We start from the raw sequence: 26,374 nt of genomic DNA, 5'->3' as shown, positions 1-26,374 counted from the left end.
TCCTTCTTTTTAATCTATTTATTTCCTTCGTTTCGATTTGCTGACGTTATTAATTGTGGCGCCCTGCCAATTAGTAACACGAGTACGATTGCACAGCCCAGGGCAGTAAAGAAAAAGGTTGTTCCGTTCGTAATCAATGAGAAAATAAATGGCGATTTTCCTGCTTCAATGGCATAGCTTTTAAAGAAAATAACACCAGCCACAAAATGCCAAAAGTAACGTGCAATACTTCCAACGAATATCGCAATAACTACCCAGAAGAGGGCACGTCCTTTTAAATTTTCTTTCAAATTCTCTTTTACTAAACGAGCAAAAAGTCCCGAAAATCCAACAAATGTAAAGGCAATAAAGTATTCGATAAATGCTTGGGTAGGTGTCAAAATCCATGCATCTCCTAATGTTACCTGCAGAATTCCCCATAAACATTTTGTTCAATCTCAGCCTTAGCTCCCCTTATGGTAACGTTGATTATTCATTTAAAACAATTATAGTATACTTTAGTATTTTTCTCTAGCATTACAAGAAACATAGAATTCTAATTTACGATTTGCTGTTCCACTGATTGATCTTTTCGTCCGTTGGCAGCAAATACGTTAAAATTCCTAATAAAGGTAATAAAGAAATGGAAGAAACAGGTGAATATTAAGCGAAAAGCAACTCAATAAATATGTCACCAACATCTTTGGTCGAACCTTTTCCACCCATATCTGGCGTCAGTGCTTTTGTATCCATAAGTAGTTCTCTGATCGTAGAAAGAATGGCTTTCCCCCACGCTTCTTCTCCAAAGAAATCCAACATTTGACTGACCGACCAAATCGCCGCGATTGGATTCGCTTTTCCTTCCCCTGCTATATCTGGCGCCGAACCATGGACAGGTTCAAACATAGATGGGAATTCTTTTTCCGGATTGATATTTGCCCCCGTAGCGAGTCCCATTCCTCCAGTGATGGCAGCTCCAATATCTGTTAATATGTCACCAAAAAGATTCGATGTAACAACAATCTCAAACCTTTCTGGCTCAGCTACAAAATATAGACTGGCCGCATCTACTAAATAAGAATATGTTTTTACATCGGGGTATTCCTTGCCTATTTCCTCAAAAACTTCATCCCAAAATACCATTGAATAATTTAAAGCATTTCCTTTGCTGACACTTGTTAACGTTTTCTTCAATTTACGAGCTTCTTCATATGCATAACGGATAATCCGTTCGGTACCTTTACGTGAAAATACACCTGTTTGCAGGACAACTTCTTCTGGTTTTCCTTTATATAACCAATCTCCTGCACCAGCATATTCTCCTTCACTATTTTCACGAATCACTAGAAAGTCGATATCACGTTCTGCTTTTGATTTTAATGGTGTAAGTGTCGGATTTAATAATGTAACTGGACGTAAATTAACATACTGATCAAATTCCTTTCGGATTTTTATCAGCAAATCTCTTAATGATATATGATCAGGAACTCCAGGATAGCCAACAGCACCTAGATAGATAGCGTCATAATTTTTAAGTTGGTCAATTCCATCTTCATCCATCATTTTGCCGTATTTGAGATAATACTCGCACCCCCAAGGGAATTCAGTAAAAGAGAAGGCAATATTGGAATCTGCTTTTTCAATTGCCTTTAAAACTTTCACACCTTCTGCTACCACCTCGGAACCGATTCCATCCCCGGGTATTAATGCAATATTGAATTGTTTCATCTTCTCTTCCCCCATTCTTTAGGGCCATTATATCAAATTTGTTAGACGCTAACCCTATTAGCTGTCATTTCGTATTTCTTTTGATATCTATTTCCTAAATAACGAAGAAGGAAGAATTGAACTACTATTCCAATAAGAAGCAGAATAATGCTACTTCCAATTAATGTATAGGATAAATACAAGACACTCGATATCCCCGCGGGAACAAGCGCATATGGGATTTGCGTATTTACATGAGCAATGTGATCCGATTCAGAAAAGATCGATGCCATTACGGTTGTGTCCGAAATTGGGGAGATATGATCACCAAAAATGGATCCTGCAAAAATAGAACCGATAGCGATATGAACAAGCTCAACTCCTCCAATAGCATATGCAAGAGGAATTGCAATTGGTGTCAGAATAGACATTGTTCCCCAGGAAGTTCCAGTTGCAAAGGAGACAAACATAGCAATGATAAAAATTAAGAACGGTAAGAGTGCTGGTGTCATCCAACTTTTTGTTGCCCCAACTACAAATTCTGCAGTACCTAGATCTTCTGTTACGGTGCCGATTGACCAAGCTAAAACAATAATTATCAGTGCAGGAAGCATTGTTTTTATGCCTGCTAATACCGTATCTTCACACACTTTCAAATTCATCCCTTGAATGAGTGCAAGAATAATTCCTGTTAACGTCATTGCAAAGGCACCCCATGTTAAAGCGGCAGATACGTCCGTATCGGCAAGCGCATCCATCATTGATTTTCCTGTTGCGCCTCCCCCTGTATACCATAACCCCCACAATCCTACGGTAATCAGGGCTATCAAAGGAAGGATAAAATTCCAAACGCTTGCACCTGATTGGTGAGGTTTTCCCAAATCTTCTTCTACCGAAGATAGTGGGGTTAAACCATCTGGTATTAGTTTTCCAGTTGTCTTGGCTCGTTGTTCCGCTTTCGCCATAGGTCCGAAATCTTTTCCAAGTATGATCATTGGAACTGCAAAAAGACATAAAATTGCGTAAAAATTCCATGGGATTGATTGCAGAAAAGCAAAATATGGCTCTATCCCGGTAATACTGGCGCTGGCAATTGCAGCAGCAATCAGAGATACCTGAAAACCAATCCAGTCAGATACAGGTCCAATTGTTGCCATGGGTGCAGCAGTTGAATCAATAATGTAGGATAGTTTTTCTCTTGACATTCTATGTCGGGCTGTAATGTCCTTCGTTGCATTTCCAACAATAACGGAATTCACGTAATCATTAAAGAAAATGATAATTCCAAGAAAATACGCTAAAGAACCAACTCTTCTTTTGGTTGTTAAACGTTTTTCCAAAATCTTTATAAGTCCATCCGACCCCCCCGTTTTAAACATAAAAGCTGCTCCAGTACCTAGTAATGCGGTCATAACAAGAAATCGCGCATTCCAAGGGTCAACCATCACATCCTTCATCCATGTAAAAGTCATCCCAACTGCGGCAAATGGATTGCCATCTGCCGCAATGAAGCCCCCTACCCAAATACTAATAAATAATGAAAACAACACACGTTTTGTTAAGATTGCAAGTACTACCGCAACAATCGGCGGAATGACAGATAAAAAATCCATTATTTCCCTCCCTACAATTACGAATTTTCCGTCAATTCAAATTAAATGTAAATCCTGCGAATACGTTCTGTAAAACTAGATACTACCTCATCTACAATACTGTCCATCCATCCGGCTATATCGCGTGCGGTGATTTCTTCATGACCTTGTTTACCAAGTAAAATAACTTCATCTCCCTCGGTCACATCTGATATTTCTGTCACGTCAATGATTGTTTGATCCTGAGAGATGGATCCGATAATTTTAGCTCTGCATCCTTTCACAAGCATTTCACCTTTATTAACCAATGCTTTTTTATATCCATCGCCATGCCCAATCGGTACAATTGCTATTTTAGTTTTTGATTTGGTTATAAAATTGCCCCCATAACCAACTGGAGTATTCGGAGGCAACTCATGCACCTGAACAATTTCACTTTTAAGCTTCATAACAGGCTTTAATGTTATTTTATCCTTTTGCCTAGGCGCGGGGGTATACCCAAATAAGGCAATCCCAGGCCTTAGCATATCTAAACGCATTTCGGGTTTTCCTTCAATAGCTATTGTTGAGCCACCAACATGAAGAATTGGGAAGTTATAACCGCAGCTTTTTAACGCATTGACAGTGCTTCTAAACACTTCAAATTGTTGATCTGTCTTTTTCCAATCTCCTTCATCTGAACTTGAGAAATGGGTGAAAACTCCCTCCCATTCTAGTCCCGGAAGTTGATAACAAGTTTTGCAGAAGTTTACTGCTTCACGCGGAAAAACTCCAAATCGATGCAAACCAGTATCGATTTTCAAATGAACAGAAATTATTTTTTTGCGTTTTTCAGCTGCTTTACTAAGGGCATAAGCTAAATCAAATGTAGAGATGGAAGCAGTTAAATGATAACGTACAATATCTTCTGCTTGCCTTGGCATAATAGAACTTAAAATATGGATGGGAACGGTAATACCGCTCTCGCGAAGCATTGCACCTTCTTCAACCGTTGTTACCCCCAGACGGTCCGCCCCTACGCGAACCGCCTCCTGGCTAATTGGGACAATCCCATGTCCATAAGCGTTTGTCTTCACGACTGCAAGCAATAGCTCGCTAGTAATATGCTGTTTAAGGGTTTTCACATTCTCTTTAAATGCTTCCAGATCAATTTCCGCTACTGTCGGATGATAAGCAGACAATACGATTGTTTTTAGCAAAGTACCCCTCCTAAAAAAATAAGCAGGATTCTCTTCTCGGTTTTATTGAGGGATGATTACCTTTGCACTACTTCATTAATACACAAGCGGAATTCTTTCACCAATTTACGAGTTATTTTCCCAGGCTTCCCATTTCCAATTGTTTTGTCATCAATTTTTAAAATAGGTACGACATCCAATTTTGTCGCTGTGATAAATACTTCATCAGCTTTAAGCATCTCATCAACTGTAAACGTCTGTTCTTTTACCGTAATACCTAATGTTTTACATAATTGGAAAATTTTCTTTCGTGTAATTCCGTTTAAAATATAATTGTTTGCCGGGTGTGTGAACACATTTCCATCTTTAACCATAAACACATTGGAAGCACTTGCTTCTGTAACGATGTCTCCACGATGCAGGATCGATTCAATCGCATCATTTTCAACCGCTTTTTGTTTGGCTAGTACGTTCGGGAGCAGATTCAATGTTTTAATATCACATCGTAGCCAGCGAATATCTTCTGTTAACACAGCAGTAGCCCCTTTATCTTCAACAGAACGCATTCGCTCCTCTTCTCTTGTATATGCAACCGTGATTGGAGAAACACCTGAACTTGGGAAGTAATGCTCTCTCGATGCAATGCCTCTAGATACTTGTAAATAGATGATACCTTCAACAAGTTGATTGACAGCAACCAATTCCTCAAGCTTAACTTTCAGTTGTTTCGTAGCGTAGGGTAATTTCAACTGTAATTCCTTTGCACTTCTTTCCAGTCGTTCCATGTGCTCATCAAGCAAAAACGGTTGCCTGTCATATACACCGATAACCTCATAAACACCGTCACCAAACTGATAAGCCCGATCTTCCATATCAATGATGTTTTCCCTACCTATGATCCGGTCATTATACAACATTTTCATCACGATAAAACCTCCCCCATTCTAGCTATTAGTCTCTAAATCCCATAAAACGGAAGGATCTACACTACAACCACTAATAATCAAGACAACATGGGAACCTAAAGGTATTTTATGATTTAAGATAGCACCAATCCCTGCAGCTGCAGCACCTTCGATGATCATTCGATGTTTATGCATCATAAAAACCATCCCTTGGGCTATTTCCTCTTCATTGAGGAGAACTATATCATCGACATGTTTTTTTACAAGTTCAAAGGTATAATGATTTGGTACGCCTATTCCTCCCAGTAAACTATCCGCTAAAGTATCCTGTTCCTCTATCAAAATCGGTTTTTTTGCTTGCATGCTCTCATACATTGTCGCCCCTTGTTTAGGAGAAACTCCGTAAATACCGATTCTTGAATCAGCCGACTTCATAGCAACACCAAGCCCGCTATGCATACCGCCACCAGATAATCCGCCGACTACAGTATCTACTTCAGGGAGCTCATTTAAAATTTCCAGTCCCATCGTTCCTTGCCCAGCAATAATATAAGGGTCATCGAAGGGATGAATAACGGTAAGACCTTGTTCTTCTTGCAAAGCTTCACACCGTTTCTTGGCATCATCTTGTGATTCTCCACTCATTACTATTTGCACCCCTGTGCTCTTAAGTGCTTCAACCTTTGCATCTGGGAGCCGCTTTGAAACGCAGACTACTGCTCTTATCCCCAATTTGTTAGCAATGTAAGCAACACTTCTAGCAAAATTTCCGGTAGAAAACGTTGTTATTCCTTGCCTTTTTTCTTCATCTGTCAAACTTAAAATTTTATTTGCCGCTCCTCTGATTTTAAATGAATCTGTTATATGGAGATTTTCTAGTTTGAGATAAACAAATGTTTTTGCAATATCGGATAAAACTTGTGAATAAATCATTGGTGTTTGATTCACAAAAGGAGAAATTCGTTTCTGTGCTTTCCACACATCTCGTAAATGAACCGGTTCCTTGGTAAAGTTTCGAGTAGCCATTTTCAACCCGACTCCTTAAAAAATCAATTGCTATCCGTTAAAAAACAGCTAGCCGCTTCAGCCATAATTGCTGCCCCAACAGGCAAACATTGTTCATCAATATCAAAAATTGGCGTATGAAGATTTCGGATCTGATCACCAGCTTTTCTGCATCCAAGAAAAAACATGGCACCAGGAGCAACCTGTGTCATATGTGCAAAATCTTCGCCACCTAAACCAAAAGGGCTATCCACTAGTATGAAATGAGGATAAAGCTCTTTCATTGTTTGCTTTATCAATTTATTTATCCTCGGATTATTTTTTAGTGCAGGATCTTCAGGCTTGATCGTTAATTCATAATTACCACCTAACGGCTCAACTACCGCTAATATTTTTTTTAATTCAGCATGAATCACTTCTCTAACATCTGGATGATAGCTTCGTATCGTTCCTTGCATATTTATTTTAGAAGGAATAACATTGCTTGCAAATCCCGTGTTTATTTTGCCAATACTGAGTACAGCAGAATCCCGCGGTGAAACACGCCTGCCTGTAAGTCCATATAAAGCGGGCAGTACTTGACTAAGCATCCAAACAGGATCACTTCCTAAATGCGGATATGCCCCGTGTCCGCCTGTACCATGAATTTTCGCATCAAATACATCCACACTTGCCATACTATATCCATCGTTCATTTTAACCGTGCCAAGCTCATCTTCCGGGCTCATATGCAGTGCAATAACAGCGTCCACGTCATCTAAAACACCGGCTTCTACCATATATGGAGCTCCTGTTAATCCGTGATCATCTGCTTTTTCCTCAGCAGGCTGAAACAAAAATTTTACGGATCCTTTCCACTCTCCTTTCTGCATTTTTTCAGCTAATAAATGTGCCGCACCTAGAGCAATCGTTGTATGAGCATCGTGACCACAGGCATGCATCACACCATCATGTTGTGATCGATAAGCGACATCATTTTCTTCATCGATCGGGAGAGCATCCATATCTGCTCGTATTGCGATAACAGGACCTGGACCATTCGATAACGTGCCAACAACAGCTGTGGAAAACCCAACTGCTGTTTGAACTTGCATACCGTGAATATCATTTAAAATATCCGTAACAAAACGTGATGTTCTTACTTCCTGAAAACTGAGTTCCGGATTCATATGCAGATTTCTTCTCCATTTGATCAACTGTGGAGTTAGCGCTTCTGCTCGAGACAACACTTCTTTTTGTTTAAACAAAATCACCATCCCCGATCATTATGATGATGAGTAACGTATAGCTTTAAGCCTTTCAAGCACCTGTTTAATAACGTAAAGCAATTGCACTTATTTCCACTTTACCGTCTAATAGTTGGCTGCCAACGGTGATACGTGCAGGTTTTACCTCGATGTCTTTAAAAAAATCTTCATATGATTGATTGAATTCCTGAACATTTTCTTCACTTAGGTCAGATAAATGACAAGTAACATAAACAATATTTGAAATGGGTGTCTCTGCGGCTGCTAAAATATGTTTCACATTATTTAAGCAAGCCTTCGTCTGTTCAGCAATTGTTTTACCAGCCAAATCACCGTTTGGATAAATCCCGTCTTGGCCGGAGACGAAAATATGGTGCCCCGTTTTTACCCCCTGTGAATAAGGACCCCCAGGTAAGGGGGCTTTTGTTGTCGCAATCTCTCGCTTCAATCTGTCACATCCTTTTCATCTTTATCATTTTAGTTCATCCCGATCGAAACATATTGTGATTCTAAGAAGGCATCGATTCCTTCATGCCCTCCTTCTCTACCAATACCGCTTTCTTTCATTCCTCCAAATGGAACCTGTGCTGCAGATGGTGCACCATCATTCCAGCCCACGATACCGTAGTTAAGCTGCTCAATCACTTGCGTTCCGCGTGCAACGTTCTCCGTAAAAAGATAGGCCGCCAAACCATACGGTGTATCATTTGCTAACTTTATTGCCTCTTCATCCGTTTCTATTTTTTGAACAGGAGCTACCGGACCAAATGTTTCTTCTTGCATCATGATCATCGAAGGTTTTACATCTCCGATTACGGTCGGTGCATAAAACACACCACCCTCATTTGTTATCGGTTCCCCTCCTGTCACAACCGAAGCACCTTTGCTAACTGCATCTTTCACATGGTTGGATACTTTATCCAGACCAGCGCGATTAATGAGGGGACCAATATCGACTGATTCATTTGTGCCATCCCCTACATTTAATTTTTTCACAGCCTTAGCAAATTTCTCCAGAAATGCATCATAAATACCAGATTGAACATAAATGCGATTTGCGCAAATACATGTTTGACCAGCGTTCCTAAATTTAGAAGCCATTACTCCTGCAACTGCCTTATCTATAGTTGCGTCATCTAAAATAATAAACGGTGCATGACCGCCAAGTTCGAGCGAAAGACGTTTTACTTGATCCGCACTTTGTCTGATGAGTATTTTTCCGACTTCTGTTGAACCAGTAAATGTTATTTTTCTAACCTTTGGATTTTCCATGATTGTTTTTGCAATTTTTGAAGACGACCCTGTGACCAGATTAATAACTCCTTTTGGAAATCCTGCCTCTTCACATAATTCCATTAATTTTATCGCAGTGATCGGACTTTCACTAGAAGGCTTAATTATCACGGTACAACCCGCAGCGAGCGCTGGACCCATTTTTCTTGTTAGCATTGCTGCTGGAAAATTCCACGGGGTGATTGCTGCGACAACCCCAACAGGTTTTTTCCATACTTGTAATCGCTTGTTATCTGCATGTGAAGGTATCGTTTCTCCATATACGCGCTTGCCTTCTTCAGCAAACCATTCGATAAAAGTGGCCGCGTAGTTGACCTCACCTCTTGATTCCTTAATTGGTTTTCCCATCTCAAGCGTCATGATCTGCGCCAGTTCTTCCTGATGTTCTAGCATCAGTCCATGCAATCGCTTCAGACAAGCTGTTCGTTCGTAAGCCGTACGTTTTGACCATGATTCAAAGGCCACATACGCGGCATCAATTGCTTTCGTCGTTTCTTCCTTTCCACCTATTGGAACCGTGCCAATTTTTTTATTACTAGCTGGGTTGATAACATCTAATGATTCAAGTTCCTCACCAACCCACTTGCCGTTGATGTTCATCAAATACTGCTTCATGTTCATCCCCTCCAAGTGCGTTTTATGAATTAAACTTGTTTTGTTTTGTTTTTCATCAGTACTACCTCAACTGCTTCTTCTAAGATATCTAACCCTTCTTCGAGTTGTTCATCGGTAATCACAAGCGGCATTAACAACCGAACAACATTATCATAAACGCCTGCCTTTAAAGCAATAACTCCCCGTTTACGCGCTTCTTTTAGTGTTTGAGCGGCTAGTTGTGGAGCCGGCTTTTTACTGCTCCGATCTTCTACAAACTCAATGGCACACATAGCACCTAAACCACGAACCTCTCCAATTGCGTCAAAGCGATTATACATGTGTTTGAATTTAGTCATTACCTTATCTCCAACAACTTCCGCTCGTTCATTTAATCTTTCTTTTTCCATCACTTCAAGAACAGCAATACCAGCACTGCAGCCAAGCGGACTTCCACAATACGTCCCGCCGAGTTCACCAGCATTAGCTGTATCCATCATTTCTTTCCGTCCGATTACACCACTAATTGGCAAACCCGCCCCCATCGACTTTGAGATAGTAATGAAATCAGGTTCTATTCCAAAATGCTCCATCGCAAAATATTTTCCAGTTCGGCCAAACCCGGTTTGTATTTCATCTGCAATAAGCAAGATACCATGTTTTTTACATATAGCAGCTACACCCTGGACGAATGTTTTATCTGGAATAATAAAGCCACTTTCTCCTTGTACAGGCTCCATGAGAACAGCTGCTACATTATCTGGAGCTACCTCGCTGATAAAAAACTTCTCAAATTCATCCAGTAAATACTGGCTGTATTCCGCTTCACTCATTGACTTAGGTTTTCTATAATGGTATGGGTAAGCTGCATGATAAACTTCCGGTGCAAATGGTCCATACTCATATTTATATGGCTTCACCTTTCCAGTTAATGACATGGTCATTAATGTCCGTCCATGGAATCCACCAGAAAAAGAAACAATTGCTTGCTTTTTCGTGTGTTTGCGGGCTATTTTCACTGCATTTTCGATAGCTTCAGCACCACTATTTAAAAACATAACTTTCTTATCAAAAGAGCCTGGTGCAAGTGCAGCTATTTTTTCTGCAAATTCAATATATGGTTCATACATCATGACATTAAATCCTGTATGAAGATAGCGATCTACTTGATCATGCAAAGCTTTGACTACGGTTGGATGACGATGACCAACATTAATACATCCAATAGCTCCGGCAAAATCAATAAAACGGTTACCATCTACATCCTGAAGGATAGCCCCATCTGCTTTATCCACAAAAGTTGGAATTCCGTAACTGACTGCATCTGGAACAATATCATGTCTTCTTTTAAGCAATTCTTTTGCCTTTGGACCTGGTAATTCTGTCTGCACGTTAACAAAGGATTGATTCATTATTGCAACCTCCCCAGATTTCCAAATTATTTATTGATAAACGCCGAGTAATTTTTCTTCGACGTATTCAATATGATTTCTCACACTCGCTTTCACTGTTTGGCTATTCTTTGTTAATAAGGCTTGTAGTAAGTCTTGGTGTTCTTCATAAAATGATTGATGATTGGAATAATATCGATCGAGGTGTACGAGGTATGTTCTGATTTGTACTTGAAGTGAATTGTAAATTTTAATGATTCGTGAATTGCCACATAAACTTACAACGTATCCATGAAGTTTCATATCGAGGTCAAACAAATCATCCCAATTTCCTTCATCCGCTTTTACCCTCATATCATCAACAATATATTTCAGTTTCGAAAAATGCTTTGATTCAAGATGTGGTAGTGCCTGGATAAATGCCTGTTCTTCTAATAACGTACGCAGTTCAATCATTTCCTCTAAATCCTTTTCTGAGAAGTCAGTGACATACGTACCTTTGCGAGCTTTATTAATTACTAATGATTCATGTTCGAGTATTTTCAAAGCTTCCCTTATCGTACTACGGCTAACATCAAAATCTTCTGCCAAATCACTCTCCAGCAAACGATCACCAAACTCAATCTTTTTCCTCCATATACGTTGTCTAAGTTCTTCTGCAATGATGTGGCTTAATGGTTGCTGCAAAATGGAGTCATTCATGTATATGCGTTTCCCCCTTTTAAAAATGCATTTCTCTCATGTCGATTGTCGACATTCCTTTATTTTCATCATAAAACACATATTTTACCGTGTCAATGCAATTAATATAATATTTCAAATATTTCTATTTATATTGACATTCACCCTATTTATAGCTACGTTTAAAATGAGATGACGGTAATGAAGGGGGAGCTGAATGAAGAAAAAAGTAATTATATATAATCGTCTCGAGCAGCCAGTTGTAGAAGATTTAAAAGAAAGATATGATGTTCATTTTTTCAAAAATATTGATCCAAAAACGAATCAAGACTTTTTTAACCACCTGAAGGAAGCAGAAGGAATAATCGGTTTGTCTTTAGAAGTCGATAAAGAACTATTGGACAAAGCACCACACTTAAAAATTGTTAGCAATAACTCAGTCGGATACAATAATTTGGATATCGAAGAACTGAGTAAACGCAATATTATGGCAACCAATACACCTGGCATTTTAACAGACACGGTAGCTGATACGATTTTTGGATTATTAATTTCTACCGCAAGACGTATGCCTGAGCTGGATCATTGGGTAAAAGCCGGAAACTGGACGGGAATGTTGGAAACAGCGTATTTTGGAACAGATGTCCACCATAAAACATTAGGAATTATTGGAATGGGCAGAATCGGCCAAGCGATCGCTAAACGAGCATTTCATGGTTTTGATATGAATATTTTGTATCACACACGAACAAAAAAGCCTGAAGCTGAACAACAATACAATGCATCCTATTGTTCGATGGATGAATTGCTGACACAATCGGATTTTGTTTGCTTGATGACACCTTTAACACCAGAAACGGAACAACTCATCGGAAAAAGAGAATTTCAGTTAATGAAAAAATCAGCTATCTTTATCAATGGCTCACGCGGGAAAACAATCGTAGAACAAGATTTAATTGACGCTCTTCAAAACGGGGAAATTGCTGCAGCCGGACTAGATGTATTTGAAAAGGAACCCGTTGAACCTAATAATCCGTTATTAAAGATGAAAAACGTTGTCACATTGCCTCATATTGGCTCATCCACATACGAGACAGAACTTAAGATGTCTCAACTAGCAGCCCGCAATCTGGATGCAGGGTTGAATGGAGACAGACCGCCCAACTTAATAGATTCGAATGTGTGGAAGAAGGACTAAAATAATTAAGAGATTGTTCTACAATACTACTTGTAAAACAATCTCTTTTTTTAAATTACTTAATTTTTTCCAGTTTTTCTGTTCGGTCATCAAACTTCATTACTTTTGCAATCTCTCTATTCAAATGTTGATTCGATGATTTTTTCCCATATTTGGACATGGAAATTTTATACAAAATCATACCTAAACCTGCCCATAATACGATAATCATCCATTCGTAAGGCCAAATAAGAGCTGATGGCATGCCAGGCATATACAGAATAAACACTCCGATGGACATCAATACCGCAATCCATCCAAAGGTCGCACCACCACGAAGACGGAATGGACGGTGCATGTCAGGATTCTTCTTGCGTAAAACAATAAAGGAGATCGCAACCATTAACCAGGCAACAACTAATCCTAACCCTCCAGCATCAACAAGCCATACGAGTGCTGGTCTTCCAAATAAAGGAGCTATCGTGGAAAAAAGTCCAATCAATAGAATCGCTTTATGTGGTGTATGATATTTAGGATGTAGTTCCCCTAGAGTTTTTGGAAGCATACCTGCTTTAGCAAGCGCATAAATAGCACGGCTTCCTCCAACGTAGAATCCAATCCAGCTTGTTAAAATCCCACCTATACCACCAAGCACTAAAATATTCCCCATCATTCGGCTATCTCCAAAGGCTTTGGCCATTGCATCAGCTGTCACTAGAGTAGAATTACTCATTTCCGCAGGCGTTAAAACCCGTGATACACCAAAAATAATTGCTATATACCAAATAACAGCAAGGACGACCGAAACAATGAGTAATTGCCCAATCTTTTTCTGTTTTAGATTAATTTCTTCAGCTGCCTGTGGTATTACATCAAAGCCTACAAACATAAACGGAGTCATAATTACCACTGTTAATAGTCCAGCAATCCCTTTATTAAATAGCGGCTCCATGTTTTGTGCAGTTCCGGTAATCGAACTGCCCGTAATTAACAAAACACCTGCAATCATAATCAATAAGGTTAGGATAAAGGTGATGGAAGAAGTCAGCTTTATCCCGCGATAATTAACCCAAGCAATGAGAATAGATCCTAATATACCGACTCCTGCCCACGTTATCGTAACGTCCCATCCACCTATTGTATATAAATGACCTTGACTATAATTGGGTATTAGATATTCAAAAACAGTCGGAAGTGCAACAGATTCAAATGCCACTACAGAGACATAACCAAGGATTACCGCCCATGTTGTTATAAAAGAAGCTAGTCTTCCCATCGCTTTAAAACTATAGATAAGCTCGCCACCTGCAAGTGGCAGGGCTGAGGTTAATTCTGCGTACGTCAGCCCTACAAACACAACAAGCATGCCTCCAATAGCAAACGCGATAATAGACCCCAATGACCCAGCTTCTGAAATCCATAAACCCGCCGTTACTACCCAGCCCCATCCAATCATTGCCCCAAATGCAAGAGCCAGGACTTCCTTTTTCCAAAGGATTTTCATTAGTTTTTGATTGCTCATACCAGCTTTCTCTCCCCCACAAGGATTCGTTTGTATGAATATATGATTTATATTCTTTTTTTAATCCCAATAAGCTACAGATCTTCTTTGCAGCATATCTCGAAACTGTTGCGTTGATTTTTCCAAAACGCTATCTGTTGCAAAATCTATAAGTACACCATACCGGCGAATTAAGTCTAACTTATCGATTTTTCCGTTTTTATACATCTTATGAACAACATGAACATCTTCGTTTAACCATTTTTGTCGATTCATTCGGATATATTCACGGGTTTCTTTTGTCTCCCTTTCTATTATCTTATATTGATCCAAATCCGCATCCATTTCCTCTATGACAACACCATAATCCTTTTTAGCACGTTCAATGGAAACGTATTCATCGATAACATCTTCCATTACGTCTTCAGGATCACGCTCTAATGGGTCTCCTAATCCTCCACCTCCAGCTGAAGGTCGACTGAAGCTATCTCCTTCTTCTACCTTTAAATTAGAGAAAAATGCTCCTAGAAACTTTTCTTTATCTGTACCCGGATTAAGCCAATTTCCATGTGGATTTGACGGGAGTCCTCCAAAAATTCCCCAAGTAACGGAACGAGAACGATCACAACATACAGACATAACTGTATCTGTAACGTTTGTGAGGGTACCCCCCTTTTCAATTCCGCAACCTCCGCGATATTTTCCTGGTCCTCCGGAATCCGGAATAATTTCGTGTTTTGAGGTAACTACCGGTGTTAGTCTTTCTTGCCCCTCGCACGGCTGTACACTTAACCCTGCACCAAAGACGGGAGACATTGCATTTGCTCCATCACGATCTCTTCTGCCCCCATGTCCTCCAGCCATCCAGTCATACCACATAAAGAAATTATCGTATTTACTTCTGGTATCCCAACCACCTATCAGTAAATATTCCAAATTAAAGGAGCAAGCAAGTGCTCTCTCAGGAACAACATGCGACCATAATTCAAAGCAAGCATTCATAATTTTTTCATAAGGCCCGGAACAAAAACCGGAAACAGCTACTGGCCATTTTGCATTAACTACAGTACCTTCTGGTAGATGCGCCTTAATTACTCGATAGAAACCGGAATTAAGCGGGATATCAGGAAAAAATGTTTTGGTTCCAGCATATAACCCCGAAAGAGAGGCTCCAAAAGAAGAATTCAAAAAACATCCTATTGTAGCATGTGTTCCTTCTAGGTTGTAATAAATTTCATCATCCTCAATTGTCATTTTTATGTTAATTGGAATTAACCCATCTCCAATTTCCGGATCCATGTCTAAATAATCTGTTGTTTCCCATGTTCCATTTGGAAGTTCTTTTAATCTAGCTCGTGCTAAACGCTCCACGTAGTCTTGAACTTCGTCAAAAGCTGTTAAAATAGTATCTATACCATACTTATCAATTAATCGATGCAACTCCTTCTCAGATACTTTTGTAGCTTCAGCTTGTGACCGTAAATCACCGAGTCTTTCTTCAGGAACGCGCATGTTAGAAACAAGTAAGTTAGCAACATCCTGCAGGTATTCTCCCTTACTCCAAACTCTTACTGGAGATATACGCATTCCTTCACCGTAATGGTCCTTTGAACTTACATCAAATGATCCAGGCACAGATCCACCCATATCTGCCCAATGCCCATTCGATTGCATAAAGGCAATTAATCTATCATCATGAAATACAGGACGGATAATTCTGACATCATTAAAATGTGTACCACCACGATAAGGGTCATTTATTAAAAAAACATCACCAGGATGAATATCATCACCAAAGTCCTCAATGACTGCTTTAGCAGTTAGATGAAGTGTTCCAACATGGACAGCTATATCCTGCGTCCCTTGCATGATAGTATTTCCTTCCGCATCACATAAAGCAGAACTAAAATCACGATTATAGATAACAAACGAATAACATGTACGTAAAATCTGTTCTGACATTTGATCCACTAAATTCACAAAGCCATTTTTTAACACCTCAAATGTCACAGGGTCCAATTGATTTTGAATCATTTTCTCCATTACGCTTCACCTCTTTTGGATAAGGAAATAATAATATTTTTATATTCATCTACTTTAGCAGTAAATTCTGGAGGAATAACCACAGTAGAATCTAATTGTTCAACAATTGCAGGTCCGCTTATTATAGAAGAAACGGGTATATCAGGCCGGTTATAAATTGGTGTGCTCGTAAAACCACCGGTCTCTTCAAAATAAACATCTCTATACTCCTTTAACGCTTCAACCAAAGTCCCATGAGGCTTTTCCTTAGGGAGCTGAGGTTTTGGAACGGTGCCAATCGCCTCGATTCTTAAACCATAAATTTCTACCCCTTTTTCGGGATCTGAAAAGGCAAAAGCACGTTTATGTTCTTTGTGAAAACTTGCTAATGCATCTGTCAATGAATGAAGCGGCCTATCTATCGATACAGCTAAAGATCTCCACTGGCCTACGTAGCGCATTTCTATATGTCTGATTAAATTCATGTTTTCAGTTGCAACACCTTCTTTTTCCAACAATTCAATTGCTTGCTTTTCCATATCTTTGAATTTTTCTTCTATATCATTTACTTTAACTTCCGCTACATCCGCTACATATGTCTGCGTGATATCATGTCGAACATCAACTAACAGGCATCCTAATGCTGCTGCTACTCCTGGAAAAGGAGGAATGATAACGTTCGGAATGTTCATTTCTTTTGCTAAATACGCACTATGCAATGCGCCTGCACCACCGAAAGCTACCAAAGCAAAATCACGAGGATCATAACCTTTTCGAACAGAGATCAGTCTTAGTGCATCACACATATTCGCATTAGCCACTTTTAAAATAGCATTCGCAGCATCGTACTCGTTATAGCCAAATTGATCGCAAAGTGGTTGCATTGCTTTTAAAGCAGCTTCTTTATTTAGTGACATTTGTCCGTCTAACAGTTTGTTATTGAGTCTTCCTAAAAGGAAGTTAGCATCGGTATTCGTAGGTTCAACGCCACCGAGTCCATAACAAGCAGGTCCTGGTTCCGCTCCAGCACTTTGAGGACCACTTTTTAGCGATCCGCCTTCATCTGCATAAGCTAAGCTACCTCCTCCAGCACCGATTGTCATAATTTCAATACTAGGAAAACCAATAGGATAACCGTATTCAATGTACCAATCTTTTGTAACCCGTAAGTTTCCTTCATACATTAGAGAAATATCCGTGCTTGTACCACCCATATCCAAACCAATTGCATTTTTAAACCCGCATAATTCTGCTATATGCTTGCTTGCAATTGCTCCTGCAGCAATGCCAGAACTTGCAATACGGGCAGCATAACGCTGAACCATTTCAGATGTCATTACACCTCCACCTGAATGAAGAACTAGAATATCACCATCGTAACCTTTTGTGTTCATTTTAGTTTCTAAGGTATTAATATAATTACTTACCTTTGGACCAAGAACAGCATTAATAATTGTCGTACTCATTCGTTCATGTTCAAATATTTCTGGCAATATCTCACTAGAAGCGCAAATGTACACGTCTGGCAATTCTTCTTTTAAGATTTCCTTCACCTTTATTTCATTTTCACCGCTTACATATGCATTCATAAAACAAATTGCTATCGATTCTACATTTCGTTTCCTTAATTTTTGTGCAAGTTCTTTCACTTCATTTTTATCCACTTCCATTAGGACATTTCCTGAATAATCTATTCTCTCACTTACCTCAAAACGATCCCGTCTTTTTATATATGGGGGTGCTACATCTTTATAAGCATCCCAAAGGTCTAACTTTGTTCCCCTTCGAATTTCGGGTACATCTCGGAACCCTTTTGTAGTAATCAATGCTGTTTTAGGTAACTTTCTTTCAATTAAAGCGTTCGTACCTGCTGTTGTGCCATGTGAAAAAATATCGATTTCTTCACCAGAAACATTTGCTTTGTCAATTCCATTAATAACCCCGATTTCTGGATTGGTAGGTGTCGAAGATGTCTTTGCTACAAGCGTATCCTTTGTTTTTTCATTAAATACAAAAACATCCGTAAAAGTCCCACCAACATCTACTGCTACGCGATATTTGGTCATTATAACTCCTCCAGCTCATTGATTTTTTATTACCCTCACTTGTGTCGTTGCTTCCTCTTTTCTGTATACGCTTTCAACTTTGCTATTTTTTTTACTGTATGTACAATTTTTATTCCTATTTCAGAACAATCCCTCCCACTTTACATTGAGCACATAAAAAAACCAGTTATATTGACCTAATGGGCATATGAATCCCATCGTCCATATAACTGGTTTTCAACCTAAGTTTTGCTCCACTTCGGCAGTGAAGTCAATTAGATTTAACAGTTAAGTAATATTAAATTCATTATATAAGTACAATTTAAAATTGTCAATTATTTCTGTCTCTTAACCCTCATTTAAACAAGCATAACGATATAGAGATTGCTTAGCAGCTCTTGCTGTTTAGCAATCTCTTTTCTCGCTATGCTAATCTTATATTTGGTTTTACATATAAATCGCGAGGAAAATCAGCGAAAACTTCACAGCCATTTTCTGTTACCCGAAAAGATTCGCTTATTTCCATTCCTACATGCCCCAGATCCATCGTTGGTATCATATGAAAAGTCATATTCGGTTCTAGGATTGTTTGATCACCTGAACGAAAGCTTGCCGTATGTTCTCCCCAATCCGGTGGATAATTAAGCCCCATGGAATATCCAATTCGCGATTCTTTTTTGATTCCATGTTTTTCGATTGTTTTCCTCCACACCATTTCTACCTCTTCACAAGTAACTCCCGGTTTGACAACGTCCAAGGCTGCATTAACTCCTTCTACCACAACTTCACCGAGGTTTTGCATTTCTTCACTAGGCATTCCAACTACTGCAGTACGCGCTAAAGGAGAATGATAACGCTTATAACAGCCTGCCAATTCAATAATAACCGGCTCCCCTTGTTTAAAAGTTTCATCAGTCCATGTCAGGTGACAGGCTGATGTCTTTTTCCCTGTTGGTAGTAGAGGTACAATGGATGGGTAGTCGCCACCATATTCTTCTGTTCCGCTAATTTGCGCATAAGATATGCCAGCCACTACATCACATTCTCTAACCCCTTCATTTAGGGTATCAAAGGCGACTTGCATTGCTTTTTCTGAAATCTTTGCAGCTTTTCTAATATATCCAATTTCTCGATCTGATTTCACGATACGGATCCAATTGACTAGGTTTGTTCCGTCTCTAATCGTCGCATTTGGTAAACTTTGAACTAACTTAATATAGCATTTGGCCGTAAAATAATAAGCATCAAGCTCTACCGCTATTATTTTCTTATCTTTCTTTTTATCTTTTAATAAATCGCTCACAAAATCCATTGGATGTCTCAGTGCCGACTGAACATAATGGTCTGCATAGGGATAAATATGATCTTCATCAAGCCAACTCGTATGTCTGGCGGCATTGGCATCCATAGCGCGACCGACCCAGTATGGCTGATCTTCATCTAACATGACGATAACTAATTGGTGAACATAAAAAGACCATGCATCATATCCTGTCAAATAATTCATATTTGCTGGGTCTGTAACTATAAGAATATCTATACCCATAGCTGCCATTTTCTTTTTTGTTCGCGTCATTCGCATTTGAAACTCCTCAGTAGGAAATACTGACATTCTCATCCCTTCCCTTCCTACAGAATTTAAATTTGAGTTGGTGGTTGTAACACACCGCGAATTTTCTGTTATCTGGCACGAGTCGTTATATTTATCGCGCGCTGCCCCTATCTGGCTTTGCACGGTTAACTGCAATTAAGGCCGCATTTTTCCATCGTTTCGCATCCTTTTGTACATCCACCTCAATATATTGTAAGCGTCGCACATAAAAGTGTGAATAGTATGAATATTATTTTATTTATTTTGTCGATTGTCGACATCTTTACGTCTGTTTTAAGCATAGTTGATGTTTTTAGAATTGTCAATCTTTTGTTTCTAAAAAAAAGATGTCCCTTTTTTAAAGAGACATCTTCTTAAATTTATATTGATCTAATGGGGATTAGATACTGGCGCTTTTTATATTTTATCATTATGCATGAAAACAACCACGTTGACGTAATAATTCACGATTTAACTGAGGATTTTTCTCAAAAGCTGCTCTTCCATGTAACCAGAATAGGTTATTCAGGGCAACTAAATCCCCGACCGGAAGCTCTAATTCAATTAAGCTCTCATCAGATTCCATTGATTCGGATAATCCTCTTAAATATTGAGCCTGTTCAATTGTTTCAGGATATACAAATTGATCAATAAAACAGATGCATGGTTTATCATTAAGTTTAAAAAATGTAGCCCTGTTAACTTCTTGATCAACATTTTTACTTTTTGGTGCTTTATATTGAAATTTATAACCGGCTAGTGGATGATTTGCATACTTATCTAATTCTTTCCAGTCATCCAAATGGAGCAAACGCGATTCTCCTCCAACTGCATTTTCTTCATGCATTTTTTGCATAATTAACCAATCGGTTGATTCGTCAACAAATGTCCCATCTGTATGCAAAGTAAAGAGACGGTAAGCCTGACGTAAATACGAATCACTATTATCGGTGTGCTTTACCGTAAAGCGTGCATAATACTTATTTGACATTGCATCATGATTAGGTGTACCCAGAATATGTGAAATAGCTGTTGAAAAAATGACATATTCATCTGTGTCCTGTGTGACACCTTCCAAACCTAGGGTAAATCCCCCAGATTCTCTGTCATGGATGATTCCTTTTAAAATAGTTCCAAACGCTTCTCCCAATACATCTAAAAGATAAGAAGCAACAATACGTCTTTCAAGTGGTGTATATTCCAACCTTTCTACAGATTGACCATCCTCGCGTACTTTATTTAAAAAATGGATCAACGCTTCTTTTTCGATTGTAATGTGATACAAGCGACTAGACTGAGGATGAACCTCAACTTTGTACTGATCCGTTTTTGTAACAAATGATGGTGTTGTTTTGCTTTTTGTCAAGTTCATGGACGATTACCCCCTAAAAATTTTAAAATAAAAAGCCAGCTGCAACAATTACCCAGACGTCATGAGTAATTATTTACAACTGGCGTTAAATACCAACTTGCTCTGCTTTTACAGAGTCAAAGTAAATTCGACAGTACTGTATGGAATTTTTACTTGCTATCCGACTATTTATGTTTTTGAATGGTTCATTCATCCGATAAATATGTCATTACTTCTAAAATTTATTATAGCACAAAGTTATAAAAATGCAAACAAATTTCAAAATTTTTTATTATTTTTGTTGAAGATAATGCTGTTCTAAATCTTTTAAGGCTGCTACCAGCGTTTTACTTGCTTTTCCTCGATAATGATTTTGAATACATTCAGACGCCTCGGCAGTACCTTCGTTTAAACTGAAACCTCTTAATAGTTCTCCAATAAAGTTTCTTCCTTGTTCTGTAGCTAACGTACACGATGCTTTTAGGATCACACCATACTTTATATCTACCTCAGCAGTGATACTTAATGTTTCAAACATACTTTTCGCCGCCATACCTTGTGGTAATCTGGCATGACCTGCTATAAATATCGTCTTTGAATTATACATGAACTTCCCCCCTATTAGTCTGCTTTAATAAATGAGAAGGTTCGGGTATCCTTTGTACGATTTCCTTCCCAATTTCAATAGCAGCTGTTGCCGCGGGTGATGGGGCATTACATACATGAATCGTATTTTTTCCCATAATTATGTTAAAGTCATCTACCAAACTACCATCTGAATTTAGCGCTTGTGCTCTAACTCCTGCAGGTGCTCGAACCAAATCTTCTTCTTTGATTTCTGGAATCAGCTGCTGTAAGCTCTTCGTAAATCTCTTTTTGCTGAAGGATCTAGCATATTCTTCCATTCCTTCTTTCATAAACTTATTAGCCAGAATCCAAAAACCCTTGTACTTAAGGACTTCAGCCAGATCCTTCGGGTTAAAATCTGATTTTTTATATCCCTCTCGCTTAAAGCTTAAAACAGCGTTAGGACCTGCGTCTACTTCACCTCCGATCATTCTCGTAAAGTGAACACCTAAGAAAGGAAATTTTGGATTAGGCACCGGATAAATCAAGTTTTTTACTAAATATCTTTTTTCAGGGACAAGCTTATAATACTCACCTCGAAACGGAACAATCTGCATATCTGTTTGATATCCAGAGGCTCGTGCTATGCGGTCACTATGTAAACCTGCACAATTAATGACAGTCCTCGCCTCTATTGTTTCTTTACTTGTCTCCACTTTAACATAATTATTTTCTTCCATTATTTTTTCAACGCTGCTATTTAACTTAATTTCTCCACCATGCTCTTTTATAATTTCAGCAAATTTTTGACTGACCTGCTTATAGTTGACTATTCCAGCTTGTGGCACTCGGATAGCACCTAATCCATTTACATGAGGTTCAATTTCCTTTAATTCCTCCACTCCAATTCGATCTATATCAAGTTGGTTTTCCAATCCTCTTTGATATAAATTATCTAGTAAAGGTAGTTCTTCTTTGGTAGTTGCCACAATTACTTTACCACAAATGTCATGATCCAAACCGTGCTTTTCACAAAATTCCTTCATTGATTTACTTCCTCTTCTAGCAAATGCAGCTTTAAAACTGCCAGGCTTATAATAGATACCAGAATGGATCACTCCACTGTTATGCCCGGTTTGGTGCGATGCAATTTCGCTTTCTTTTTCTAAAACGGCCACTTTAGCATTTGGATATTTTTTATATAAGGACATCCCGGTTGAAAGGCCTACAATCCCTCCACCAACGATTAAAAAATCATACATTGTCTTTTCATCCCCTTATCATTCATCTAATTATTTTTTTGTCTTAACGCTAGTAAAGGTTTATTACTGCGAATTTTCTGCAAGTGTAGGGGAAATAGGCATCATTTCACTTTTTCCTATTCCTACTTTTTTTCATCTGTTTTATCTTTCTTTGAGCCTTTGCAACCGCTGCACAGCTTACAGTTTGATTGTATGAGACACATATTCTTCCCTCCTTCAAGAATAAATGCCTATCCATACGGAAAACTGGCAATAAAAAAACCCAGTCCTATATTTACAAAATAAATATAGACTGGATTTTGTTCTGCGTCTTTCCAGCGGTCTCTCCAAAGGAATAACAGATTCGGCAGCCTTCTTTTATGAGAAAGAAATGTGTGTGTTTTTTTACCGTTGCCCGAGAAAAGGCTATTTTCCCAGAAAGTAAATTTACTACACGCTATGAATAATGATACACCATTTCAAAAATTCTGTCTACAATGGAATAATTCTATTGCAGCAAACCTTATAAAATTTTGTTTAGAAATTCCTTGGTACGTTCCGATTTTGGCTTTGTAAATATTTGTTCAGGGTCTCCTTCTTCTTCGATTACTCCTCCATCCATAAAGAGAACCCGGTCACCTACTTCGCGTGCAAATCCCATCTCATGGGTAACAACCACCATGGTCATCCCTTCATGTGCAAGTTGTTTCATAACTTCCAGCACTTCACCAACCAGTTCCGGATCCAGGGCTGAAGTAGGTTCATCAAACAACATAATTTTTGGTTCCATGGCTAACGCACGAGCTATTGCTACACGTTGTTTTTGCCCTCCGGATAGTTGTTCCGGATAATTATCTGCTTTTTCACGAATACCAACCTTTTCTAGTAATGCTAATGCTTTTTTTTCTGCATCTTGTTTACTGATTTTACGCACTTTGATTGGAGCAAGCATGACATTCTCCAGGACAGTTTTGTGCGGAAATAAATTAAATTGTTGAAATACCATGCCCACTTCCGTACGTATATCATTAATATTTATACGAGGGTCTCTTAAACGATCACCATCAATCACAATGTCCCCACTTGTCATGGTTTCCAGCATATTTAAACAACGTAGGAATGTACTTTTTCCTGAACCGCTCGCACCGATTACACAAACTACTTCCTGCGGCTGTATATGACAATGAATCCCTTTCAAAACTTCTAGTTCGCCAAACCTTTTACATAATTTTTCAACTTGAATCAATTTACATTCAACCTCCTTTCAACGATTCGTAAAATTAAGGATAAACTTAATGTGATAGCTAAATAAAAGACTGCTACCGTCGTGTATATTTCTACAGCATTAAAATGGTTAGCAGCTATATTTCGACTCTGAAATATTAATTCCGGTACGAGAATAACAGATAATAATGATGTATCTTTTATACTTATAATAAACTGATTACCTAGAGGAGGAATCATACGCTTTAAAGCTTGCGGCCAAATGATATGCCACATTGTCTGTCGCCGGGTCAACCCTAGGGAACGTCCTGCTTCCATTTGACCTTTTTCGATCGATTCGACTGCTCCACGAACAATTTCCGCAATATATGCCCCTGAATTAATAGCAATGACAATAATACCTGCTACTATAGAATCCAGATTAAAATCGATAATCAATGGCAATGCGTAAAAAATCCAAATTGCTTGGATTAGAACTGGACTTCCACGTACGATTTCAATATATATAGTAGAAATAGAATAGGCGAATTTATTTTTCGAAACACGCCCCAATCCAAAAATAGCTCCTAAAAAAAATCCTATTAATAGTCCGACAATAGAGATTAAAAGTGTATAATACAAACCTGTTTTTAACTCTGGTAAAAAATCTAATACCCCAGCCCAATCAAATCTTCCAATCATCCTGTCACCTCTCATACGTGTAAACATAGCTTAATACCAGTCTATCAACCAGCACGCAACTTTTGTTTTCATTGTAAAGTTAAAAAAGGACTATCCCTAGTCCCAATAACAGGCCATGAGACAGTCCTTCGTTGTCATTTATTCTGGTTTTTCACCGAACCATTTTTCGTAGATTTCATCATACTTTCCATTTTCTTTTAATGTTTCTAAAGCCTCATTAACAGCTTTAACCAACTCTTCTTGGTCTTTTGCAAAAGCAATGCCGTAATTTTCAGCCTCGTAAAGATCCCCTACCATTTTCAGGCTGTCTTCACCTTTGGTTTGTATATAGTAGGCAACGTTTGGAGCATCATATAACACAGCATCTACACTGCCATTTTCAACAGCTAAATACGCTTGGTCCAACTGTTCATACTCATTTGCTTCTGCTCCATCAATATTTTCCTTGATATAAGCGGAACTTGTTGACCCAAGGCGGGTAGCTATTGTTTTACCCTCCAAATCCTCTACGCCTTTAATCTCTTCATTGTCATTTTTCACCCCAATACGCAAACCAGATTCATAGTATGGATCACTATAGTCAATGCTTTTCTTTCTTTCTTCCGTAATACCTATTCCTGCAAGAGCAATGTCAAATTGGCCTGTCTGCAGTCCAGGAATAATACCATCAAAGTTAGTAGTTTCTAAGTTAATCTCAAATCCAACTTCATCTGCAATTGCGTTGATTAAATCAATATCGAAGCCGACATATTCCCCGTCCTCTTTAAATTCAAATGGAACAAAGGATGTATCTGTGGCTACTGTATACGAATCTTTCAAACCATTTCCATCAGCATCTGCTGCCTCCTCTTTACCCCCACAGGCTGCAAGTCCAAATAAAAATAAACTAAAAAATAAAATACTCCCCCATGTTTTCCATCTTTTCATTTTCACAAAATTTTCCCCCTTTTTATTACGGATATCTCCAAACGTATTTTTTACTTTACCAAACATTCTATTTTTGTGAAAACATTCAAAAATTGCATATTTCTAAATTTATTAGCGTAACAGACGTTATATGTTATTCTAGTAACAAAAAACGTATAATTGTTAAAGAAAGCTTTTATATACTGACGATTCTGATAATTTATAATGGTTTTCTGCTTTGAATTTAGTAACAGGTACTGAACAATAAGAAGCTAATTCGAGATTAATATTTTGAATAAATCATTTTCTTATGCTCTACTAATAAATATAAAAGTTTTATAAAAGACTTGCGGTGATATGTCAAAAAAATATTAATTAAATATTTGATTATCAAGGTTCAATTTGTTTAAAAAAACAACACAAACTAGAACCAGTAATTAATTGTAATTTACTGGAAATTAAATAAAGGGATTTGGAAGCTAATGATGCTTCATCT

At 38.4% G+C, this 26,374-nt stretch carries 22 protein-coding genes; 1 reads left to right on the top strand and 21 read right to left on the bottom strand.

What is annotated here, in order from left to right:
• Positions 1-14: 14 nt before the first annotated feature.
• From thiT to J2Z81_RS03370, 11 genes are all read right to left on the bottom strand, one after another.
• Positions 15-413 carry an energy-coupled thiamine transporter ThiT gene (gene thiT, locus J2Z81_RS03420; protein WP_226370787.1) on the bottom strand — a complete coding sequence of 133 codons (399 nt, stop codon included), beginning with the start codon at positions 411-413 and terminating at the stop codon, positions 15-17.
• A 229-nt stretch (positions 414-642) separates the two neighbouring features.
• Positions 643-1,707 carry a tartrate dehydrogenase gene (locus J2Z81_RS03415; RefSeq protein ID WP_226370722.1) on the bottom strand — a complete coding sequence of 355 codons (1,065 nt, stop codon included), beginning with the start codon at positions 1,705-1,707 and terminating at the stop codon, positions 643-645.
• A gap of 41 nt (positions 1,708-1,748) precedes the next feature.
• The gene (locus J2Z81_RS03410) at positions 1,749-3,299 is read right to left on the bottom strand and encodes a Na+/H+ antiporter NhaC family protein (RefSeq protein WP_226370721.1); all 1,551 of its coding nucleotides are present in this window, start codon (positions 3,297-3,299) and stop codon (positions 1,749-1,751) included.
• Between the two features lie 41 nt (positions 3,300-3,340).
• Positions 3,341-4,477 carry an alanine racemase gene (gene alr, locus J2Z81_RS03405; protein WP_051681492.1) on the bottom strand — a complete coding sequence of 379 codons (1,137 nt, stop codon included), beginning with the start codon at positions 4,475-4,477 and terminating at the stop codon, positions 3,341-3,343.
• Between the two features lie 56 nt (positions 4,478-4,533).
• A complete protein-coding gene (dat, locus tag J2Z81_RS03400) occupies positions 4,534-5,382 on the bottom strand; it encodes a D-amino-acid transaminase (protein ID WP_029270099.1) in 849 nt (282 codons plus the stop codon).
• An 18-nt stretch (positions 5,383-5,400) separates the two neighbouring features.
• The gene (locus tag J2Z81_RS03395; RefSeq protein ID WP_226370720.1) at positions 5,401-6,387 is read right to left on the bottom strand and encodes a pyridoxal-phosphate dependent enzyme; all 987 of its coding nucleotides are present in this window, start codon (positions 6,385-6,387) and stop codon (positions 5,401-5,403) included.
• Positions 6,388-6,410: 23 nt separating this feature from the next.
• The gene (locus J2Z81_RS03390; protein ID WP_226370719.1) at positions 6,411-7,622 is read right to left on the bottom strand and encodes a M20 metallopeptidase family protein; all 1,212 of its coding nucleotides are present in this window, start codon (positions 7,620-7,622) and stop codon (positions 6,411-6,413) included.
• Between the two features lie 55 nt (positions 7,623-7,677).
• Positions 7,678-8,061, bottom strand: a complete 384-nt coding sequence (locus tag J2Z81_RS03385; RefSeq protein WP_029270093.1) for a RidA family protein — start codon at positions 8,059-8,061, stop codon at positions 7,678-7,680.
• 29 nt (positions 8,062-8,090) lie between these two features.
• Positions 8,091-9,521 (bottom strand): NAD-dependent succinate-semialdehyde dehydrogenase, encoded by a 1,431-nt coding sequence (locus J2Z81_RS03380; RefSeq protein ID WP_226370718.1) that lies wholly within the window; start codon positions 9,519-9,521, stop codon positions 8,091-8,093.
• A 29-nt stretch (positions 9,522-9,550) separates the two neighbouring features.
• On the bottom strand, positions 9,551-10,912 hold the full coding sequence (gene gabT, locus J2Z81_RS03375) for a 4-aminobutyrate--2-oxoglutarate transaminase (protein WP_029270089.1): 1,362 nt from the start codon (positions 10,910-10,912) through the stop codon (positions 9,551-9,553).
• Positions 10,913-10,942: 30 nt separating this feature from the next.
• On the bottom strand, positions 10,943-11,593 hold the full coding sequence (locus J2Z81_RS03370) for a GntR family transcriptional regulator (protein ID WP_226370717.1): 651 nt from the start codon (positions 11,591-11,593) through the stop codon (positions 10,943-10,945).
• A 196-nt stretch (positions 11,594-11,789) separates the two neighbouring features.
• On the opposite strand from J2Z81_RS03370, the gene J2Z81_RS03365 reads away from it, so the two are divergent.
• Positions 11,790-12,770 (top strand): 2-hydroxyacid dehydrogenase, encoded by a 981-nt coding sequence (locus J2Z81_RS03365; RefSeq protein ID WP_226370716.1) that lies wholly within the window; start codon positions 11,790-11,792, stop codon positions 12,768-12,770.
• A gap of 55 nt (positions 12,771-12,825) precedes the next feature.
• Here the strand turns inward: J2Z81_RS03365 and J2Z81_RS03360 are convergent, their stop codons facing one another.
• The 10 genes from J2Z81_RS03360 to J2Z81_RS03315 form a co-directional block, all read right to left on the bottom strand.
• Positions 12,826-14,271: an APC family permease gene (locus tag J2Z81_RS03360; protein WP_226370715.1), complete on the bottom strand. Its 1,446-nt coding sequence runs from the start codon at positions 14,269-14,271 to the stop codon at positions 12,826-12,828.
• A gap of 60 nt (positions 14,272-14,331) precedes the next feature.
• Positions 14,332-16,293 carry a hydantoinase B/oxoprolinase family protein gene (locus tag J2Z81_RS03355; RefSeq protein WP_226370714.1) on the bottom strand — a complete coding sequence of 654 codons (1,962 nt, stop codon included), beginning with the start codon at positions 16,291-16,293 and terminating at the stop codon, positions 14,332-14,334.
• Complete coding sequence (locus tag J2Z81_RS03350; RefSeq protein ID WP_226370713.1) at positions 16,293-18,338, bottom strand: hydantoinase/oxoprolinase family protein; 2,046 nt, start codon at positions 18,336-18,338, stop codon at positions 16,293-16,295. The genes J2Z81_RS03355 and J2Z81_RS03350 overlap by 1 nt, the downstream gene beginning before the upstream one ends.
• A gap of 403 nt (positions 18,339-18,741) precedes the next feature.
• Positions 18,742-19,929: a M24 family metallopeptidase gene (locus tag J2Z81_RS03345; RefSeq protein ID WP_029271163.1), complete on the bottom strand. Its 1,188-nt coding sequence runs from the start codon at positions 19,927-19,929 to the stop codon at positions 18,742-18,744.
• Between the two features lie 409 nt (positions 19,930-20,338).
• Entirely contained in the window at positions 20,339-21,280 is a 942-nt protein-coding gene (glaH, locus tag J2Z81_RS03340; protein ID WP_029271161.1) for a glutarate dioxygenase GlaH, read from the bottom strand.
• A 271-nt stretch (positions 21,281-21,551) separates the two neighbouring features.
• Positions 21,552-21,866: a DUF3870 domain-containing protein gene (locus tag J2Z81_RS03335; RefSeq protein ID WP_029271159.1), complete on the bottom strand. Its 315-nt coding sequence runs from the start codon at positions 21,864-21,866 to the stop codon at positions 21,552-21,554.
• Positions 21,859-23,088, bottom strand: coding sequence for an L-2-hydroxyglutarate oxidase (gene lhgO / locus J2Z81_RS03330; protein ID WP_029271157.1), 1,230 nt, complete (start codon positions 23,086-23,088; stop codon positions 21,859-21,861). The genes J2Z81_RS03335 and lhgO overlap by 8 nt, the downstream gene beginning before the upstream one ends.
• 502 nt (positions 23,089-23,590) lie before the next feature.
• Positions 23,591-24,313, bottom strand: a complete 723-nt coding sequence (locus tag J2Z81_RS03325) for an amino acid ABC transporter ATP-binding protein (RefSeq protein WP_226370712.1) — start codon at positions 24,311-24,313, stop codon at positions 23,591-23,593.
• Positions 24,310-24,972 (bottom strand): amino acid ABC transporter permease, encoded by a 663-nt coding sequence (locus J2Z81_RS03320; protein ID WP_029271153.1) that lies wholly within the window; start codon positions 24,970-24,972, stop codon positions 24,310-24,312. The genes J2Z81_RS03325 and J2Z81_RS03320 overlap by 4 nt, the downstream gene beginning before the upstream one ends.
• Before the next feature lie 138 nt (positions 24,973-25,110).
• Positions 25,111-25,899: a glutamine ABC transporter substrate-binding protein gene (locus tag J2Z81_RS03315; RefSeq protein WP_084179365.1), complete on the bottom strand. Its 789-nt coding sequence runs from the start codon at positions 25,897-25,899 to the stop codon at positions 25,111-25,113.
• Between the last annotated feature and the right edge of the window lie 475 nt (positions 25,900-26,374).

The organism is Virgibacillus alimentarius (assembly GCF_017874635.1).
In the GTDB taxonomy this organism is placed as follows: Bacteria; Bacillota; Bacilli; order Bacillales; family Amphibacillaceae; genus Virgibacillus_B; species Virgibacillus_B alimentarius.
Note: the sequence above shows the minus strand (reverse complement) of the source record. Positions and strands in the feature narration are given on the sequence as shown.

Bases quoted from the DNA above. Each gene is read 5' to 3' on its own strand.
- glaH (WP_029271161.1), bottom strand. From the start codon at position 21,280: ATGAACTTGACAAAAAGCAAAACAACACCATCATTTGTTACAAAAACG.
- J2Z81_RS03390 (WP_226370719.1), bottom strand. From the start codon at position 7,622: ATGGTGATTTTGTTTAAACAAAAAGAAGTGTTGTCTCGAGCAGAAGCG.
- lhgO (WP_029271157.1), bottom strand. From the start codon at position 23,088: ATGTATGATTTTTTAATCGTTGGTGGAGGGATTGTAGGCCTTTCAACC.
- J2Z81_RS03355 (WP_226370714.1), bottom strand. From the start codon at position 16,293: ATGGAGAAAATGATTCAAAATCAATTGGACCCTGTGACATTTGAGGTG.
- J2Z81_RS03350 (WP_226370713.1), bottom strand. From the start codon at position 18,338: ATGACCAAATATCGCGTAGCAGTAGATGTTGGTGGGACTTTTACGGAT.
- J2Z81_RS03370 (WP_226370717.1), bottom strand. From the start codon at position 11,593: ATGAATGACTCCATTTTGCAGCAACCATTAAGCCACATCATTGCAGAA.
- J2Z81_RS03315 (WP_084179365.1), bottom strand. From the start codon at position 25,899: ATGAAAAGATGGAAAACATGGGGGAGTATTTTATTTTTTAGTTTATTT.
- J2Z81_RS03410 (WP_226370721.1), bottom strand. From the start codon at position 3,299: ATGGATTTTTTATCTGTCATTCCGCCGATTGTTGCGGTAGTACTTGCA.
- J2Z81_RS03380 (WP_226370718.1), bottom strand. From the start codon at position 9,521: ATGAAGCAGTATTTGATGAACATCAACGGCAAGTGGGTTGGTGAGGAA.
- J2Z81_RS03345 (WP_029271163.1), bottom strand. From the start codon at position 19,929: ATGTCAGTATTTCCTACTGAGGAGTTTCAAATGCGAATGACGCGAACA.
- J2Z81_RS03395 (WP_226370720.1), bottom strand. From the start codon at position 6,387: ATGGCTACTCGAAACTTTACCAAGGAACCGGTTCATTTACGAGATGTG.
- gabT (WP_029270089.1), bottom strand. From the start codon at position 10,912: ATGAATCAATCCTTTGTTAACGTGCAGACAGAATTACCAGGTCCAAAG.
- J2Z81_RS03360 (WP_226370715.1), bottom strand. From the start codon at position 14,271: ATGAGCAATCAAAAACTAATGAAAATCCTTTGGAAAAAGGAAGTCCTG.
- J2Z81_RS03415 (WP_226370722.1), bottom strand. From the start codon at position 1,707: ATGAAACAATTCAATATTGCATTAATACCCGGGGATGGAATCGGTTCC.
- J2Z81_RS03335 (WP_029271159.1), bottom strand. From the start codon at position 21,866: ATGTATAATTCAAAGACGATATTTATAGCAGGTCATGCCAGATTACCA.
- J2Z81_RS03365 (WP_226370716.1), top strand. From the start codon at position 11,790: ATGAAGAAAAAAGTAATTATATATAATCGTCTCGAGCAGCCAGTTGTA.
- J2Z81_RS03320 (WP_029271153.1), bottom strand. From the start codon at position 24,972: ATGATTGGAAGATTTGATTGGGCTGGGGTATTAGATTTTTTACCAGAG.